Below are 15,857 nucleotides of genomic sequence, written 5' to 3'. Positions count from 1 at the left end.
TGTCTATACATGCAGTGTCTGCTGAATGTTATCAGTATGGATATCGGTTCCGATCACACAGATCTTTCCGGTATAATCCGCTTTGGTGTCACGGATCTCATATTCTCCCGGCACATAGTCAAACTCCATCCAGCTTCCGTCAGTTCCCTCGACGATTCCCTTTGCTCTTAAAATGGTACCGTATGTTTCTTCATCTGCAAGAGAATCCAGGAACTGTTCAATCTCGGAACGGTCGTATTTCTCTACGGTCTCTGTTCCCCAACTTGTAAACACATCGTCTGCATGATGATGCCCTTCATGATCGTGGTGGTGATGTTCATGACAGCCGCAGTCTTCGTGATCATGATGGTGCTCATGTCCATGTCCTTCATGGTCATGATGATGCTCATGGCAGCCGCAATCTTCGTGATCATGGTGGCAGCATCCGTCATGATCATGGTGAAGGCATGCTTCATTGAGAAGATCCGTCGGCTTGGAAGTCTGCTCTACCGCATTGCGGATCACTTCCCCGTCAAGCTGATCCCATGGTGTTGTGATGATGGCAGCATCCGGGTTTTCTTCCCTGATCAGAGCGACAGCCTCTTTGAGTTTTGAGTCTGTCATGGACTGGGTCCTGCTCAGCACGATCGTTGCGGCATGTTCAATCTGATTGCTGTAAAATTCACCGAAGTTCTTCAGATAGATCTTTACTTTCTTTCCGTCTGCTACTGTGATACAGCTGTTCAGTTCGATTCCGCAGTGTTCCTCTACATTTCTGACCGCTCCTGCCACGTCAGACAGCTTGCCCACACCGGACGGCTCAATGATGATACGGTCCGGATGATACTGATCTACGACTTTTTTCAGCGCTTCGCTGAAATCTCCCACGAGGGTACAACAGATGCAGCCTGAATTCATCTCGGTAATCTCGATCCCGGCATCTTTCAGAAATCCGCCGTCGATTCCGATTTCCCCGAATTCATTTTCTATCAGTACGATCTTTTCCCCCTGAAATACATCCGTCACCAGACGTTTGATAAAGGTGGTCTTTCCGGCTCCGAGGAAGCCGGAGATAATATCTACTTTTGTCATAATGCATCCTTCTTTCTTTTTTCATCGTCTTTTATCATAGCAGTTTTTTGTCTTTTTTAAAAGACTTCTGTTGTAAAAAAGAGCAGGACCGGCTGCTCCGGTCCTGAAAATTTCTGCAGTTGAAACAGACGTTATCCATTGCATCTCCGGTCTATTTCCTGTTCTGACGTCTTACTGCTTTTTCCTCATCTTCTTTATTAACGTGAACGGCGAGAGTCTCTTTATCGTATTCGGAACATTTTTGCTGCAGCATGCATTCTTCATCCAGTTCATAAACCGTATTCCCGTCCAGAATCAGTTTTCTTGGCATGTCTCATTCTCCTTTTCCTTTTTCTTCCAGTATATGATGCCCGCATATTTTCGGTTTTATTCACATATATATTTACAACGCCGGATCAGATAGGAGATGCAAACATATGAAGAACAAAACTCCATTTCCCATGACACCTTTCGATATGCTGGTAGTACCTGAACATCTTCATATTATGAAGCTGTTCCTCCCCTATCTGCCTTCCGGCACTCAGAAAATTCTGGCTGTTTGGATCAAATATATGGAGCTTCATAATACACTTGCATATTTCCGGAACTTCCCTCATTTTGGCCTGGGGGAATGTCTCTCGCCAAAACAGGCGGGCGCAATGGAAATTTTCGAAGAGCTCCGCCCGTATATGAAGGAAGACGAGGCCGAACAGATCGATATGGCTCTTTCCGCCATGAGCATGATGGAAATGATGAATGCTGCCGGTCCGGCAGAAGAACATCCCGGCCCGGCAGATCTGCTCCGGTCCATGATGCCTTCCGGCACGGACGACATGTTCGATCTCTACAGTCAAATGTTTGAAAAAGGAGGCGAAGCTGAAGATGAATCCGAAGGACAGCCAGTGGGCGGAATGGATGAAGAATCCTGCGATCCGGAACCTGGATCCGCTGAAACAGGAACTGATACGGACAGCATTTGAAAGGACACAGGGAAAAACAGGCCGGAATCTGGCGCCTGTCATGATGTCTTTGATCACTCAGGCAAATCAAAAAGGAATCCGATTTTCCGAGGATGAAATGACTTTGATTCTCCAGTTTTTAAAGGAAGGGAAAAGCAAGGAAGAACAGGCCCGAATCGACCAGATGGTCGCCTTTGTCAATGCTGCATGGAAAAAGAGGAACTGAATACAGTTCCTCTTTAAAATCCTTCTTCTTTTCTCATCAGGCGGTTTTCTCTTCTTTTCAGAGCCCCTTCCCATTCGGCCTTTTCTGTCTCAGACTCGACTATCAGACGGGGAACTTCTTTTGGACGGTCATTTTCGTCCAGCGCCACTACCGTAAAATAAGCACGGTTGATCGGCCGGCGCATGCCGGTCGGATCCTCCACATAGGTATCTACCCTGATTTCCATGGATGTGTGTCCTGTATAAGTCATTTTCGCCCGGATCACAACCATATCATTTTGATAAGCCCCGCGGATGAACCGGAGATTATCTACTGAAGCTGTTGTAATATTGCTCATGCAATGACGCTTTGCTACAATACCGGCTGCCTCGTCAATCCACTGCATCAAAACGCCCCCAAACAGACGGCCGGCTGAATTCAGATGGGTAGGCCGCACCAGATGGACCGTCTCCACCATGGAATCCTCGACTCTCTTTGGTATGATTTCACTCATAATTTTAACCTCTTTTTGACTTTCTTTTTTCCTTTTTTTATTATATCATGGTACTACAAAAGAAAAAAGGAGTAAAATCTATGCGAAATATCAGACTGACAATAGAATACGACGGCTCCAGATACCACGGCTGGCAGAGACTCGGAGCCGGTGAGGATACTTCCAGTACCATTTCCGGAAAACTTTCTGAAGTAATTTTCCGGATGACCGGTCAAAAATCAGAGCTTTTCTGTGCTTCCAGGACAGAGACCGGAGTCCATGCCTACGCACAGACGGTCAATTTCCATACAGGCTGCAGCCTCAGTGCCAGGGAAATCAAGCATTATTTTAACCGCTACCTCCCTTCCGACATTGCTGTTCTGGAAGTAGAGGATATGCCGGAGCGTTTCCACGCTTCCTTAAATGCAAAGAAACGCACCTATATCTACCGGATCTCCACTGCGGAAGTGCCGGATGTATTCGAACGGAAGTATGTATATCATCTGTTTAAGAAACCGGATATTGAGAAGATGCGTGAAGCATCCGGACTTCTGGTTGGACGCCACGATTTTCAGCACTTCTCTTCCTCTAAAAAGAAAAAAGGCGGAGTCAAGGAAATCTTCTCCATTGACATATACGGAAGCGGGGATGAACTGGAATTCACTATTACAGCCAATGACTTCCTTCATAATATGGCACGGATCATCATCTCCACACTCCTGGATATCGGACAGGGAATGCGTCCGGTTGACGATATCGGACGGATCTTTGACGGCAAAGAAGCCGCATCTGATCCGATCGATCCAAAGGGCCTGTTCTTCCAGGAGGCAGAATATCCACAATAGTACAGACAAAAGGCCAGAAAGGACAGGGCACGACTGAACCTTTTCTTTCCGGCTTTTTTTAATACAACAGTTTGCTGCAGCAAGGGCATCTGTTTCGAAACAGCGGAAGCAGAAAAAGCCTCCTGCCACAGTTTTTGCAGGTACTGACTTCCCACAGAAACGGTGATATTATAAAACAAATCATAAACATTAATATCGTGGAGTCATATGCAAGATGCACGTCCATTTTGTTGAATATCGATGTAATCAGAACATCCACGACCGTGCAGCCTGAACAGATCCGCCAGGTATACAATCCCCATTTTCTGCGCTTTATCTGAAAAAGACAGATAAAAATCAAAGAACCGATATAAATGCTGTATCTTAAAATCACGTATAGATTTAAAAAACATGAAATCATATCTTTTACCAACCAAACTATAAGAAGCTCAACATAAGTCGATTTTCTCCTGTTTTAGAGAGACATTGTTTCAATCCAATATTATCTTCATTACAAATTCGATTCAATAATTATACCGTTAATTTCATGCTAAATTTATGTTAAAGCATTTTCCGCATCTATTATTATCACCTGTCGGCACAAAATAAGACCAGCTGCCACTTCAGCTGATCTTATTTGCTTTTCATTTTATTTATTTAAATATTCCAGCAGTCTTTCATACTCTTCTTTCATCTGCACATAGCCGTGCTCATAGAACGATGTAAGACGATCGTAATTCTTTTCCATTCTTCCTATCGTTTTTATCTTCGGACGGAGGACAAAAATTTCTCCTTTCCGTTCCAACTGCTCAATCTGCTCCATCTGCTTATTGTAAACATAAGGACGTCTCAGGATCGTCCGGACCAGATTCGGATATTTCTTATATGCAGCGCGATAGATTCTGGTTTCTCCAAGGGACGGTTTCTTCTTCCGATAGCCCTCGTTTCTTGTCAGAATGACAATAATCTTTTTCCTTCCCTTTTTTAAAGCTCTTTCGATCGGCACGGAATCTGCAAGTCCTCCATCCAGATACGGAACTCCGTCAATCCGGACAATCGGAGCTGCCAGCGGCATACTGCTGGAAGCCCGGCAGATTTTTAGAAGCCGTTCTTTTTCTTTTCTCTCATCGAGATACTCTGCTTTCCCGGTCTCGCAGTTTGTCACTACCTGATCACATTTCATCTCCGACTGGAAGTACGTGTCAAAGTCAAATGGAATCAGCTCTTTTGGATACCGGTCAAAAATGAGATCCATATCCATCATGCTTTTTTCCTTGACCATCTTGCGCAGGCCCAGATAAAAGTCATATTCTTTTTCCTTGTGTATCATGCACTTTTTCGTGCGTCCGATCTGCCTGGACACATAATCGATTGCGTTGCAGGCCCCTGCGGATACTCCGATCACATCGGTTGTGTAAAAATCTTTTTCCATAAGAAAGTCAAGCACTCCGGAGGTAAATACTCCTCTTGTCGCGCCTCCTTCCAGAACAAGAACCGCAGGAATCAGTTTGTTATTCTGGCTATTCTGTCTTTCGTCCATTTTTCTCCTCCTGCTTTCAAATTTTGCCTTTGTCTTTTATAGTATCAGCTTCTTTTCATGAAGTAAACAATGAATTTGATCTTTTTCTTTCTTCCTGTGTTATACTGGTTTCAACGAATGAACAAGGAGGAACTTATTTATGATCAGCAAAGAATTTCATGCTTCCAGACGGACGCTCTACGCTTCTGTTCTGAATGAGAATTCTGTCGGATTTGTCTTTTCCGGCACAGAAAAGGAATGGAAAGGGGATGAAATGTATCCTTTTACACCCTATGCCAATTTTTATTATCTGACAGGATTTTCCTATCCGGATGCTGTCCTGATGGTTGTCAAGAGAAACGGCGTTATCCGGGAGACATTGTTTATCGATCACCCGGATGAAAAGGCTGCCCGCTGGACCGGCGTCTCTTACACAAAGGAAAGCGTCAAGGAAGAAACCGGCATCGAACAGGTGGAGTATCTGGAGCGTTTTGAAAAATCTATTCCGCTGTTTGGCGAGCCGGGCCTGATTCATCAGGTTTATATCGACATTCCCGGATGGGAGCGTCCGTTTGTTAAAAATGAGGCCCGCAGCTTTGCCTGCCGCATCCATAACTTTGATCCTACTCTTCCGGTTTATAACACCTTTCAGGATCTGGCGCGGTTCCGCCAGGTAAAAACAAAGGAAGAAATCGCACTGCACCGCAAAGCCTGTGAGATTACGGAAATCGGCGTAAAAAACATGCTCTCCCATTTGAAACCGGACATGTATGAATACGAAAGCGAAGCGTACTTTGATTTTTCCCTGAAGTCCCACAATGCTGCGCACGCGTTTCCAACCATTGCTGCTTCCGGTCCGAATGCCTGCTGCATGCATTACAGTGACAACGACCGTCTGATGAAAGATGGAGACATGATTTTATATGACCTTGGTGCCAAATGGGGCGGATATGACGCGGATGTCAGTCGGACCTATCCGATAAACGGACATTTTACCGAGGAGCAGAAAACCCTTTACAACATCGTTTTAAAAGGACTGGATGCTGCCATTGCTGCGACGAAACCGGGCCAGCCGAAAAACGAGCTGCAGGAATTAAGCAAGCAGGTGATGGCGGAAGAACTGATCCGGATTGGCATGATCGAAAAGCCGGAAGAAATCATTCGCTACTATTTTCATGGATCCGGCCATTATATTGGTCTTTATACGCATGATGTAGGGGACGATAACGCCCTTCTGGAAGAGGACATGGTCTTCACCCTGGAACCGGGGCTCTACTTCGATGAGCTTGGGATCGGCATCCGAATTGAAGACACTCTTGTTGTGACAAAGGACGGCTGCGAAGTACTCAGCGGAGGAATCCCGAAAACAGTTGAGGAAATCGAAGCATTCATGCAGAAGTCATAAGCCGGCACAACTCGTTCATTTACCGGATTCTGCCGGGGAAATCCCTTGCCAAGTGGATATGGATTGTGATAAGATAGGCGATGGTTATTATGACGCAGACAATCTGAATTCACGTAAAGGAGAACGAAACGCTATGATCAGTACAAATAATGTCACACTTCGCGTTGGGAAAAAAGCGCTGTTTGAAGACGTAACGATCAAATTCACCGAAGGCAACTGTTATGGACTGATTGGCGCCAACGGGGCCGGAAAATCTACTTTTCTGAAGATTCTTTCCGGACAGCTGGAGCCGACGAACGGGGAAGTGATCATTACACCGGGAGAGCGTCTTTCTTTCCTTCAGCAGGATCATTTTAAATATGATGAATACATGGTTTTGGATACCGTAATTATGGGAAATGCGCGGTTATACGAAATCATGAAAGAAAAAGAGGCGCTCTATGCCAAAGAAGACTTTACCGATGAAGATGGCATGAAAGCAAGTGAGCTCGAAGGAGAATTTGCTACCATGAACGGATGGGAGGCAGAATCTGACGCAGCCAGTCTGTTAAATGGTCTTGGCATTGAAACGGATCTTCATTATCAGTATATGAAAAATCTGACCGGTGCACAGAAGGTGAAGGTTCTGCTTGCACAGGCACTGTTCGGAAATCCGGATATCCTTCTTCTGGACGAGCCGACCAACCATCTGGATCTGGATGCCATCGCATGGCTGGAAGAATTCTTGATCAACTTTGAGAATACAGTCATCGTAGTCTCCCACGACCGTTATTTCCTGAACAAAGTCTGCACTCAGATCGCAGATATCGATTATGGAAAAATCCAGCTCTATGCAGGAAACTATGATTTCTGGTATGAGTCCAGCCAGCTTTTGATCCGGCAGATGAAAGAAGCAAACAAGAAGAAGGAAGAAAAGATCAAAGAGCTCAAAGAGTTTATCTCCCGTTTCAGCGCCAATGCTTCCAAATCCAAGCAGGCGACTTCCAGAAAGAAGGCTCTGGAAAAGATTCAGCTCGATGAAATCCGTCCTTCCAGCAGAAAATACCCGTACATCGACTTCCGTCCAAACCGTGAAATCGGTAATGAAGTTCTGACAGTGGAAAATCTGACCAAGACTATTGACGGAGTGAAAGTTCTGGATCATTTAAGCTTCACCATCAATCACGATGACAAAGTCGCTTTTGTCGGAAGTAACGAGCTTGCAAAGACAACCCTCTTCCGCATTCTCGCAGGAGAGCTTGAGCCGGATGAAGGTACCTACAAATGGGGGATCACAACTTCTCAGGCCTATTTCCCAAAGGACAGCGGAAAAGAATTTGACAGTAACTATACGATCACAGAATGGCTGACACAGTATTCTGAAGAGAAGGACGTGACTTATGTCCGTGGCTTCCTTGGCCGTATGCTCTTTGGAGGAGACGATGGAATGAAGCGTGTCAATGTTCTCTCAGGCGGGGAAAAGGTACGCTGCCTCCTTTCCAAGATGATGATTTCGGGAGCCAATGTTCTGATTTTCGATGAGCCGACCAACCATCTGGATATGGAATCCATCACTGCGCTTAACAATGGTATGATCAAATTCCCGGGAGTGATTCTTTTCTCTTCCCGCGACCACCAGATTGTACAGACAACAGCAAACCGGATTATGGAAATCATGCCGAACGGCCAGATGATTGACAAGATCACAACCTATGATGAATATCTGGAAAGCGATGAGATGGCCAGAAAACGCCAGACTTATACTACTACAGCTGAAGAAGAGGAAGATGACTAAAATACCAGACGTGTATCTTCCATAAAAAATCCCCGTCCTGCGGCCAGATACGCAAGACGGGGATTTTAAGTTACCATGGTTTGACTTCTTCTGTATAGTAGGTTTTTCCTTCTTCTACAATCCGGTATTCTTCCGGTGTCACGTCCACGATTGTCACCGCACAGTTCTTGTGAACTCCCGTTCCCCAGAAATCTTTGACATCTGCTCCCTTCATATGACATAAAAGAGCACAGAGTGCTGCGCCGTGGGTCGCAATCAGAATCGTCTGCCCTGCACGTGCAGGATCCTGACGAAGCTCCTCCAGAAATTCCCCCGTTCTTTTCAGGACATCCTCAAAGGATTCTCCTCCTTTTGGTGGACGGTACTTTTCCGGAGCATGGAAAAACTGGAAAAACTCCGGATCCGGAATTTCGGATGCCTCTTCTTTACAGATCAGCCCTTCGTAAATGCCAAATCCCATCTCCTCGATTCTTTTCTTATCGAGAATTGGAACATTACGGTCTCCGAGAACAAGCTCTGCCGTCCTTCTGGCACGCTTCAGAGGACTGGTATAAGCCACATCAAAAGGGACGGTGCTTAATGCCTCTCCTGTTTCTTCCGCCAGATGCTCTCCAAAGGCATTCAATGGAATATCCGACTTTCCCTGCAGTTTTTTCACTTTATTCCAGTCCGTCTCACCATGACGAATCAAATATAAACGCATAAGTAACCCTCCTGATTCTTTATCAAATCTCAGTGTCCTAACACTCTTTTCCTATTTTAACACAACCTGAGATTCATTTCAGTATTCCCTTGCCCTTTTTAACAAATCAGTCTATACTTACTAAGTGAAAGGAGAGGAACAACATGGAAAAAATTGCAAGTTTTACGATAAATCATCTGACCCTTCTTCCAGGTGTCTATGTGTCACGAAAGGATACTGTGGGGGATTCTGTTATTACGACATTCGATCTTCGAATGACCCGGCCGAACTATGAACCGGTAATGAATACCGCAGAGGTTCACACGATCGAGCATCTGGGGGCAACATTTCTGAGAAACCATGAGGGATTCGGGGTAAAAACCATTTATTTCGGACCTATGGGATGCCGTACCGGATTTTATCTGGTGCTTGCAGGCGACTATGAATCCCGGGACATTCTTCCGCTTTTAAATGATATGTTTGATTTTATTGCCGGATTTGAAGGAGAAGTTCCGGGAGCTTCCGCCAGGGACTGCGGGAACTATCTGGATATGAACCTTCCGATGGCCCGCTATCTTGCAGCAAAATATAAAAAAGAAGTGCTGGATCATATTACAGAGGAGCGTCTTGTTTATCCGGACTAATCTGAAAATTTCAAAGAGAGAGTACAGTCTGAGTCTACAGACTGTGCTCTCTCTTTCTTTTTTTGATTACCCGTTTCAGATAAGAAAAAGTCTTCTCCTCTCCCTCTTCCGCCAGCATGTGCAAAAGCTTTTCCAGTACTTTCTTTGTATGTGGATGAAGAAACCGGGCTGAACAGCCCTTCTCATAATATTCCAGCGGACAGCGATCCGTATATGACTCTTTTTTATATGTTTTGGATGCCGCAATCCGGTCCAGAAACATCTCAAAAATATACCTGTCCGGCATCCTCATGCCGCAGATCCCGTCTTCCGGACGAAGTCCATAATCCATCCAGTACTCATAATGATGCTTGTTGCGTCCCTTATGATGCAGCCAGGCAGTTGAGCAGCCTTTGTCCTCCCGTTCGGCATTATTCGGGCTTCTGTTGCCTTGAAAATAACGACAGCCGACAAGAAACTCGCACGGCGAATATTTCGACAAGTCATGCAACAGTCCCTGCCTGTACAGTCCCACCCGAAAACAATATTTCATCACCAGAAATTTATGTCGGTTGATTGTACAAAAATGTCCCCAGACGTTCATTGTGTTTCCTTTCTCTTTGTTGTTACTGTTCGATCCACCACCGGATTCCCGCCAGAAGCGCAAGATGCAGCGGATAAAACAGATAAAAGATTTTTTTCATATCCCTTCCTTTTTCTCCGCTGTAAAGATGGAGAGGAATCAAGGACAAAACCGCAAACATCTGTCTTCCTCCCATCAGTAAAACATTGACGGCTGCAAGAGATATATCGCGCTTTAGATTTTCATTGTAAAAGCAGTAACAGAATAAAATCATCAAAAGTCCCATGGAACTATAGTCTGTCGCAAAAAATTCTGCTGCCAGAAGAACCATAAGTACAGAAAAACACCTGAATACCATGTTTTCAAAATACAGCCAGAAATAAAGCATCAGACCTCCTAGCGCAAACGTAAAAAGAACATTCTGTCTTCCAGGATAAACAGGTGTTCCGAAAAAAGCAAGATCGTAAAATGGCTCCGAGGCAACAGCGAAAGCAAACAGCCTGAGACCGTAACTGACGATGTTCCTCGTGTACATGAATCCGACTGCCGTCGTGAAAGCAAAGATCGGAAACGAAATCCTCCCGATCACGTCCAGAATCCACAGGTCCGGAAAAAAGATCAGTCCGACGTGATCGATCAACATTGTAATCAGTCCGGTCCACTTCAACTGACACGCAGAAATCTCCGGCCTATTTTTTACAAGTATCTTCTGATTCATATGCCTCCCCTGTAAATACCGCTATGGATCTCGCCTCAATCACTGCCTTGCGCTCCTGACAGACTTCACCATTGCTTTCTAAAAATCCTTCCTGGACTGTTGTGGTAAAAATCTTCCTCCAGTGTTTTCCTTTTGGCAGAGACGGCAATGCAAATGTATGATCTTCCCAGTGCATATTGTAGGCAATATAAAGATCTTTCTCCCTCTTGGTCGCGCCACTGTAAAAGACTCCAAGTTGTCTGCTTGCAATCTCATTCGGAACCTGCCATGCATTCTCTCCGTGATAAGACACATCCGGCACTCCACAGTGGGTCAGATCAATTCCCTGACATTCTTCTGCCGGGTGAAGGATCCTGTGCTCTTTCCGGAAACGGATCAGCGCTTTGACATAATCTGTCAGCCACTGCTCTTTCTCCGCCTTTTTCCAGTTTACCCAGGCAGTATCATTGTCCTGACAATACACATTATTGTTTCCATTCTGAGAATTTGCGAACTCGTCTCCGGCCAGAATACACGGCGTCCCCTGAGCCATCAGAAGCAGAAAAAATGCATTGCGCATCTGCTGCTCTCTGAGTTTTACAACCGCTTTTTTTCGTGTCGGACCTTCTACTCCGCAGTTCCAGCTGTAATTGTAGTCCGGTCCATCATGATTATTCTCGCCATTTAATTCATTATGCTTTCCATCATAGGAGACAAGATCACAAAGCGTAAATCCAGTGTGATCCGTAATATAATGATACTGATGGTCATTTTGACAGAGATGCTTCAAATGCCAGATGACACTCTCGATCATACCTTCGTCTCCCTTCAGGAAACGCCGCATAACTGTTTGAAACTCGTCATTTTTCACAATCAGCTTCAGATTCTTCAGATAATCATCACTCTGAATCACTTCCAGCGGAACCGTATATGGATTTACGACAAAACCGTCTGCATGAAACTCCTGCCGGTAATATCTCAGGCATTCAATCATCTTTTGTTTCGGCATGGCATCGTAAAACGGCAGGTGAAGGATTACCTCAATCCCTGCCTGATGGCATGCCTTGACCATCTCTTTTAATTCCCGGACCGGATTGGAGCTGGCGTAACGGCTCTTCGGAGCAAAACAGTAGGCCTCACCATATCCCCAGTAATTCCTTGCAAGTCTGATGTGATCTTCAAACTCATAGACCGGCATGCACTGAATCTGATTGATGCCAAGCTCTTTCAGATACGGAATTTTTTCAATAATGCCTCCAAAAGTTCCTCTGTTTTTTACTTTAGAGCCCTGACTTTTTGTATATCCGCGCACATGAAGGCTGTAGGCGATGATATCCTCATCCGGAAGATCCAGCGGGCGGTCATTGTCCCAGTCAAAATCCGGTGCACAGAGAAGCGCCCTCACATATTCGGTCTCCAGACCGTTTTCGTCCTGTCCGGTATACTTTCTGATCCCATGGGCATACGGGTCTACATAGGGCTCGTCATCAATAAAGTACAGATACTCATCTCCATCCTTAAGACCGCTCTGGATACCGGATGAACGGATATCTCCATAAAGAATATCTTCTTCCATGCTGATCTCCCGATATGGCTCTGTCTTTTTCCCCCGGTAGATACAAAGCCTGCAGTTCTTTCCTTTCGGAACCGCTACAGAAAAGGAAATCCCCTCCTCTGTCCATAATACTCCTGCCGGCACAGGTCGTTTTTCTCCATGTGTCATAACTTTTAATCCTTTCCGGCGGCAGTGCTACTGCCAGCCATCGACTCCGTACATTTCAACATTGCTTCTATCAATGTAAAGTACTTCCTCTAATGTCTCTTCTTCATATCTTTCCCCGTTCATAATCTGAAATGCCACTGTCACTGCAGATTTGCCAATATTGATCGGCGACTGTGCAGCAATTCCGACAACCAGACTGTCATCCTTAGCAAGTTCCTGCTTTAACTCCGGCGAACCGTCTACACTGTAGATCATCATGTCTGTTCTGCCTGCTTCCTCGATGGCATCCAGCGCACCAAGAGCAATCTGGTCATTTCCGCACATGACCGCTGTAATATGCTCCTGCTCTTGCAGGATGGATGCCATTTGTTTCTTCGCCTCTTCACGTTCACCATATGTCTCGGCTCTCGCCACAACTTCAAAGCCTTCTCCGGCAATTGTCTCCTCAAATCCGTTAATCCTGTCAATAATTGAATTCTGTGTTGTGCACTCCAGGATCACAACCTGTCCGCCATCCGGAGCAGCCTCGATCAGCTTTTCGCCGCAGATAACCCCCGCACTTGTATTGTCAGAACCGATATAGGCATCGACATCCTCCCGGTTCTGTACCTGCGTATCAAGATTTATGATCTTAATATCTGATTCCTTTAACTCTGTTACTGCAGGCTGAATCTTCTCCCAGTCTACCGGACATAAAAAAATTGCTTCAATTCCGTCCGAAATCATCTCACGTATCTGCTGGATCTGTGTTGTGGAATCTCCCTTCGGATCTTTGGATATCAAAGTGCTGCCCGCCTCTTCAACGGCCTCCCTGATAGATGCCTCCAGCGTGTCATAATAGGGATTGTCCATGTTAATACAGGAAAAACCTAATTTATATGATTCGGTTTCAACTTCTTCTTCCTCCTCTGCCGGGACCGGATTGTCTTCCGGAGTACCGCCTGCCGGTTTGGCGCAGGCCACAAGTCCCAGGCTGAAAACAAGCAATAGTGCAACAATACCTGCTGCCCATCTTTTGAACTTCATATTCTTTCCTCCCGATGTTGTACTAATCAGTTTTATTGTAACTTTTCCCCGTAGGGAATGTCAATAGTTTAAAATTTCATTCATTTTTTGTTTCCCCTTGCTTTTTATGAACGGGTCTGATACAGTAAATTTATCAACACAAAGGAGAGAAAGAGTATGGAAGATCAAAATTTAACTGTCACTCTTACGCTTGATAATGACGAGGAGCTGGAATGCGATGTGCTGACTATCTTTTCTGCCGGTACACATGAATATATTGCCCTGCTTCCTCTGGATGAAAATGGGGACGCAAATGAAAACGGGGATGTATTTCTTTACCGCTACGAAGAGATTGACGGCGAGCCGAATCTTTCCAACATCGAGGATGATGATGAGTATGAAGCGGCCGCTGATGCATTTGATGAGTGGCTTGATGAGCAGGAATTTAACGAGCTTCTTGACGAGGACGAGTAAATAGTTCCTGGACAAAACGGGATGGATAAACTTCCTTCCCGTTTTTTTCTTTGACATAACAGATGGAAAGCTCTTCCTTTGCGCGCGTCATGGCAACATAAAACAGCCTTCTCTCCTCTTCGATTTCCTCTTCCACAATGGCTTTCCTGTGGGGAATACTGCCTTCCTGCGCTTCAATGATATAAACACAGCGGTATTCCAGGCCTTTGGCTCCGTGCATCGTCAGCAAAGCTGTTTTCCCCTTTGTAAATTTTTCTTCCTTTTCCATCTGACGGATCCGGTCTGTATAAACCTGTGTGAATTCAATCCACTCTTTCATGGTATCCATCTTTTTCATGCTCTGGGCAAGTTCATCTACAATCTCGGTAAGCTCTGCCTCCTCAATCTGCATCTTCTGCGAATACTCTTTTAGATACTCCTGATATCCGGTCTTTTTCAGAAGAAACTGAAATGCCGCATATGGCGCCATCCTGGAAACTGCCTCCATATCTTCTTCGAAAGCATCAATTCTGTCCAGCATCCACTCTTTATCACAGTAAAATAATTTCAGATCCTCAAAATCTGTCCGCTCTTTCTCCAGAGCACTCCGGCTGATGTAACGGTTCGGGCGGTTGATTACCCGCAGAAAATCACTGCGGTTTCTTTCCCCCATGGCAATCCGAAAATATGCCTTCATATCTTCCGCAATAAAATGCTCAAAGAGATGGAATGCTTTTTCTTTCATAAAAAAAGGAATCCCCCGGTTCATAAAGGCGGACATTACCATAGAAGCGTCCTGTACGGTCCGGAAAATGACTGAAATCTCTTCCGGCGGCACTCCTTCTTCCAGTTTCTTTTTTACAGCGGCTGCGACATACTCAGCCTCCTGCTCCATGTCTTTTAATTCCTGTACATGAACCGGCTTTCCCCGGTCATGGACCGCTTCAAGATCTTTGGAAAAGCGGAACTTGTTTTTCCGGATCACTTTTCCGGAAGCCTGTACAATAAACGCGCTGCTCCGGTAGTTCACGGATAGCCGGACAAGCGATGCCTGAGGAAAATCCTCCATAAACTGTTTCATGATGCCCGGTGTGGCCCCGCGAAACCCGTAAATCGCCTGATCATCATCTCCTACCACAAAAAGGTTCGCCCTCTTCCCCGCAAGTAATTTGATAATCTCGTACTGTATTTTGCTGCTGTCCTGAAACTCATCGATCAAAATGTAAGGATATCGTTCCTGCCATTTCTTCAGGATCTGAGGCTGACGACAGAATAACTGATAACACAGCAGAAGCATATCATCAAAATCGATCCGGCCGGCCTCTTTTTTCCGCTTCTCGTAGGCATGGTAGATCTGCCGGTCTTCCGGATCATCCGTAATTCCGGAAAATCCCCCGTTATTTTTTACCTTCCCGATCATAAGAAGGACATCTTTGTCTTTCGGGCGTTTCCGGTTTTCTCTTTCCACATCCCTGACCGCTGCTTCTACCATGGCCTTCTGTTCTTCTTCCGTCAAAATCTGATCCGGAGCAAGATGATAAATCTGACGGAGCATTCCATAATAAATGCCGTGGAATGTCCCGAAGGTCACCGGACAATGTTTCAGTCCCATCCTGGCAAGGAAACGCTCTTTCATTTCCTTTACCGCATACTTGGTGAAGGTAATAACCAGTATCTCCTCAGGCCGGATCCTGAAATGGCGGATCATCCATTCCAGACGTCCCGTAATCACAGCCGTCTTTCCGGAACCCGGTCCTGCAAGGACCATACATGGTCCTTCACGGTGGCAGACCGCCTCCCTCTGTGCCTCATTAAAATCGGAAAGCGGGGGTCTTTCTCCCCCGCTGTGCTTTTTTTCCATA

Annotated in this window: 17 protein-coding genes; 7 read left to right on the top strand and 10 right to left on the bottom strand. The window is 45.5% G+C overall.

From position 1 onward, the window contains the following. Positions 1-3 precede the first annotated feature (3 nt). Both B5G11_RS04495 and B5G11_RS16510 read right to left on the bottom strand, forming a co-directional pair. A complete protein-coding gene (locus B5G11_RS04495; RefSeq protein WP_087252330.1) occupies positions 4-1,071 on the bottom strand; it encodes a GTP-binding protein in 1,068 nt (355 codons plus the stop codon). A gap of 151 nt (positions 1,072-1,222) precedes the next feature. After that, positions 1,223-1,381, bottom strand: a complete 159-nt coding sequence (locus B5G11_RS16510) for a hypothetical protein (RefSeq protein ID WP_171027902.1) — start codon at positions 1,379-1,381, stop codon at positions 1,223-1,225. 106 nt (positions 1,382-1,487) lie between these two features. Between B5G11_RS16510 and B5G11_RS04490 the strand changes: the two genes are divergently transcribed. Together B5G11_RS04490 and B5G11_RS04485 are read left to right on the top strand one after the other, a co-directional pair. Beyond that, positions 1,488-2,030: a hypothetical protein gene (locus tag B5G11_RS04490; protein WP_087167821.1), complete on the top strand. Its 543-nt coding sequence runs from the start codon at positions 1,488-1,490 to the stop codon at positions 2,028-2,030. Beyond that, positions 1,933-2,235 (top strand): hypothetical protein, encoded by a 303-nt coding sequence (locus B5G11_RS04485; RefSeq protein ID WP_087252329.1) that lies wholly within the window; start codon positions 1,933-1,935, stop codon positions 2,233-2,235. The genes B5G11_RS04490 and B5G11_RS04485 overlap by 98 nt, the downstream gene beginning before the upstream one ends. A gap of 13 nt (positions 2,236-2,248) precedes the next feature. Here the strand turns inward: B5G11_RS04485 and B5G11_RS04480 are convergent, their stop codons facing one another. Beyond that, positions 2,249-2,728: an acyl-CoA thioesterase gene (locus tag B5G11_RS04480; RefSeq protein ID WP_242958930.1), complete on the bottom strand. Its 480-nt coding sequence runs from the start codon at positions 2,726-2,728 to the stop codon at positions 2,249-2,251. Between the two features lie 80 nt (positions 2,729-2,808). Here B5G11_RS04480 and truA point away from each other — a divergent pair, with 80 nt between their 5' ends. After that, on the top strand, positions 2,809-3,552 hold the full coding sequence (gene truA / locus B5G11_RS04475; RefSeq protein WP_087252328.1) for a tRNA pseudouridine(38-40) synthase TruA: 744 nt from the start codon (positions 2,809-2,811) through the stop codon (positions 3,550-3,552). Between the two features lie 628 nt (positions 3,553-4,180). Here truA and B5G11_RS04465 read toward each other — a convergent pair. Continuing rightward, a complete protein-coding gene (locus B5G11_RS04465; RefSeq protein ID WP_330677387.1) occupies positions 4,181-5,071 on the bottom strand; it encodes a patatin family protein in 891 nt (296 codons plus the stop codon). Positions 5,072-5,210: 139 nt separating this feature from the next. Here B5G11_RS04465 and B5G11_RS04460 point away from each other — a divergent pair, with 139 nt between their 5' ends. After that, the gene (locus tag B5G11_RS04460; protein ID WP_087252326.1) at positions 5,211-6,455 is read left to right on the top strand and encodes an aminopeptidase P family protein; all 1,245 of its coding nucleotides are present in this window, start codon (positions 5,211-5,213) and stop codon (positions 6,453-6,455) included. 133 nt (positions 6,456-6,588) lie between these two features. After that, complete coding sequence (locus tag B5G11_RS04455) at positions 6,589-8,229, top strand: ATP-binding cassette domain-containing protein (RefSeq protein WP_087167816.1); 1,641 nt, start codon at positions 6,589-6,591, stop codon at positions 8,227-8,229. 70 nt (positions 8,230-8,299) lie between these two features. On the opposite strand, the gene B5G11_RS04450 is transcribed toward B5G11_RS04455, so the two are convergent. Then, the gene (locus tag B5G11_RS04450) at positions 8,300-8,932 is read right to left on the bottom strand and encodes a histidine phosphatase family protein (protein ID WP_087252325.1); all 633 of its coding nucleotides are present in this window, start codon (positions 8,930-8,932) and stop codon (positions 8,300-8,302) included. 143 nt (positions 8,933-9,075) lie between these two features. Here B5G11_RS04450 and B5G11_RS04445 point away from each other — a divergent pair, with 143 nt between their 5' ends. Beyond that, positions 9,076-9,555 (top strand): S-ribosylhomocysteine lyase, encoded by a 480-nt coding sequence (locus tag B5G11_RS04445; protein WP_087252324.1) that lies wholly within the window; start codon positions 9,076-9,078, stop codon positions 9,553-9,555. Between the two features lie 34 nt (positions 9,556-9,589). On the opposite strand, the gene B5G11_RS04440 is transcribed toward B5G11_RS04445, so the two are convergent. Genes B5G11_RS04440 through B5G11_RS04425 form a run of 4 tightly spaced genes read right to left on the bottom strand, consistent with a single transcriptional unit; the run spans position 9,590 to position 13,563 of the window. Continuing rightward, positions 9,590-10,138, bottom strand: a complete 549-nt coding sequence (locus tag B5G11_RS04440; protein WP_087252323.1) for a DUF5662 family protein — start codon at positions 10,136-10,138, stop codon at positions 9,590-9,592. 22 nt (positions 10,139-10,160) lie between these two features. Next, positions 10,161-10,835 carry a TraX family protein gene (locus B5G11_RS04435; RefSeq protein ID WP_087252322.1) on the bottom strand — a complete coding sequence of 225 codons (675 nt, stop codon included), beginning with the start codon at positions 10,833-10,835 and terminating at the stop codon, positions 10,161-10,163. Then, positions 10,807-12,537: an alpha-amylase family glycosyl hydrolase gene (locus tag B5G11_RS04430; RefSeq protein ID WP_087252321.1), complete on the bottom strand. Its 1,731-nt coding sequence runs from the start codon at positions 12,535-12,537 to the stop codon at positions 10,807-10,809. The genes B5G11_RS04435 and B5G11_RS04430 overlap by 29 nt, the downstream gene beginning before the upstream one ends. Before the next feature lie 27 nt (positions 12,538-12,564). Beyond that, positions 12,565-13,563: a substrate-binding domain-containing protein gene (locus B5G11_RS04425; protein ID WP_087252320.1), complete on the bottom strand. Its 999-nt coding sequence runs from the start codon at positions 13,561-13,563 to the stop codon at positions 12,565-12,567. A 156-nt stretch (positions 13,564-13,719) separates the two neighbouring features. On the opposite strand from B5G11_RS04425, the gene B5G11_RS04420 reads away from it, so the two are divergent. Next, positions 13,720-14,016 carry a DUF1292 domain-containing protein gene (locus B5G11_RS04420; protein WP_087167809.1) on the top strand — a complete coding sequence of 99 codons (297 nt, stop codon included), beginning with the start codon at positions 13,720-13,722 and terminating at the stop codon, positions 14,014-14,016. Here the strand turns inward: B5G11_RS04420 and B5G11_RS04415 are convergent. After that, a complete protein-coding gene (locus B5G11_RS04415) occupies positions 13,988-15,856 on the bottom strand; it encodes an ATP-dependent helicase (RefSeq protein WP_087252319.1) in 1,869 nt (622 codons plus the stop codon). The genes B5G11_RS04420 and B5G11_RS04415 overlap by 29 nt on opposite strands. Position 15,857: the final 1 nt, after the last annotated feature.

Source organism: Drancourtella sp. An57, from assembly GCF_002161525.1.
Lineage (GTDB): Bacteria > Bacillota > Clostridia > Lachnospirales > Lachnospiraceae > Sellimonas > Sellimonas catena.
This window is presented reverse-complemented; position numbering and strand designations above follow the sequence as displayed.

What these genes read in the sequence shown, in the direction of transcription:
- B5G11_RS04495 (WP_087252330.1), bottom strand. Translation starts at nt 1,071, where the DNA reads ATGACAAAAGTAGATATTATCTCCGGCTTCCTCGGAGCCGGAAAGACC.
- B5G11_RS16510 (WP_171027902.1), bottom strand. Translation starts at nt 1,381, where the DNA reads ATGCCAAGAAAACTGATTCTGGACGGGAATACGGTTTATGAACTGGAT.
- B5G11_RS04490 (WP_087167821.1), top strand. Translation starts at nt 1,488, where the DNA reads ATGAAGAACAAAACTCCATTTCCCATGACACCTTTCGATATGCTGGTA.
- B5G11_RS04485 (WP_087252329.1), top strand. Translation starts at nt 1,933, where the DNA reads ATGAATCCGAAGGACAGCCAGTGGGCGGAATGGATGAAGAATCCTGCG.
- B5G11_RS04480 (WP_242958930.1), bottom strand. Translation starts at nt 2,728, where the DNA reads ATGAGTGAAATCATACCAAAGAGAGTCGAGGATTCCATGGTGGAGACG.
- truA (WP_087252328.1), top strand. Translation starts at nt 2,809, where the DNA reads ATGCGAAATATCAGACTGACAATAGAATACGACGGCTCCAGATACCAC.
- B5G11_RS04465 (WP_330677387.1), bottom strand. Translation starts at nt 5,071, where the DNA reads ATGGACGAAAGACAGAATAGCCAGAATAACAAACTGATTCCTGCGGTT.
- B5G11_RS04460 (WP_087252326.1), top strand. Translation starts at nt 5,211, where the DNA reads ATGATCAGCAAAGAATTTCATGCTTCCAGACGGACGCTCTACGCTTCT.
- B5G11_RS04455 (WP_087167816.1), top strand. Translation starts at nt 6,589, where the DNA reads ATGATCAGTACAAATAATGTCACACTTCGCGTTGGGAAAAAAGCGCTG.
- B5G11_RS04450 (WP_087252325.1), bottom strand. Translation starts at nt 8,932, where the DNA reads ATGCGTTTATATTTGATTCGTCATGGTGAGACGGACTGGAATAAAGTG.
- B5G11_RS04445 (WP_087252324.1), top strand. Translation starts at nt 9,076, where the DNA reads ATGGAAAAAATTGCAAGTTTTACGATAAATCATCTGACCCTTCTTCCA.
- B5G11_RS04440 (WP_087252323.1), bottom strand. Translation starts at nt 10,138, where the DNA reads ATGAACGTCTGGGGACATTTTTGTACAATCAACCGACATAAATTTCTG.
- B5G11_RS04435 (WP_087252322.1), bottom strand. Translation starts at nt 10,835, where the DNA reads ATGAATCAGAAGATACTTGTAAAAAATAGGCCGGAGATTTCTGCGTGT.
- B5G11_RS04430 (WP_087252321.1), bottom strand. Translation starts at nt 12,537, where the DNA reads ATGACACATGGAGAAAAACGACCTGTGCCGGCAGGAGTATTATGGACA.
- B5G11_RS04425 (WP_087252320.1), bottom strand. Translation starts at nt 13,563, where the DNA reads ATGAAGTTCAAAAGATGGGCAGCAGGTATTGTTGCACTATTGCTTGTT.
- B5G11_RS04420 (WP_087167809.1), top strand. Translation starts at nt 13,720, where the DNA reads ATGGAAGATCAAAATTTAACTGTCACTCTTACGCTTGATAATGACGAG.
- B5G11_RS04415 (WP_087252319.1), bottom strand. Translation starts at nt 15,856, where the DNA reads ATGGAAAAAAAGCACAGCGGGGGAGAAAGACCCCCGCTTTCCGATTTT.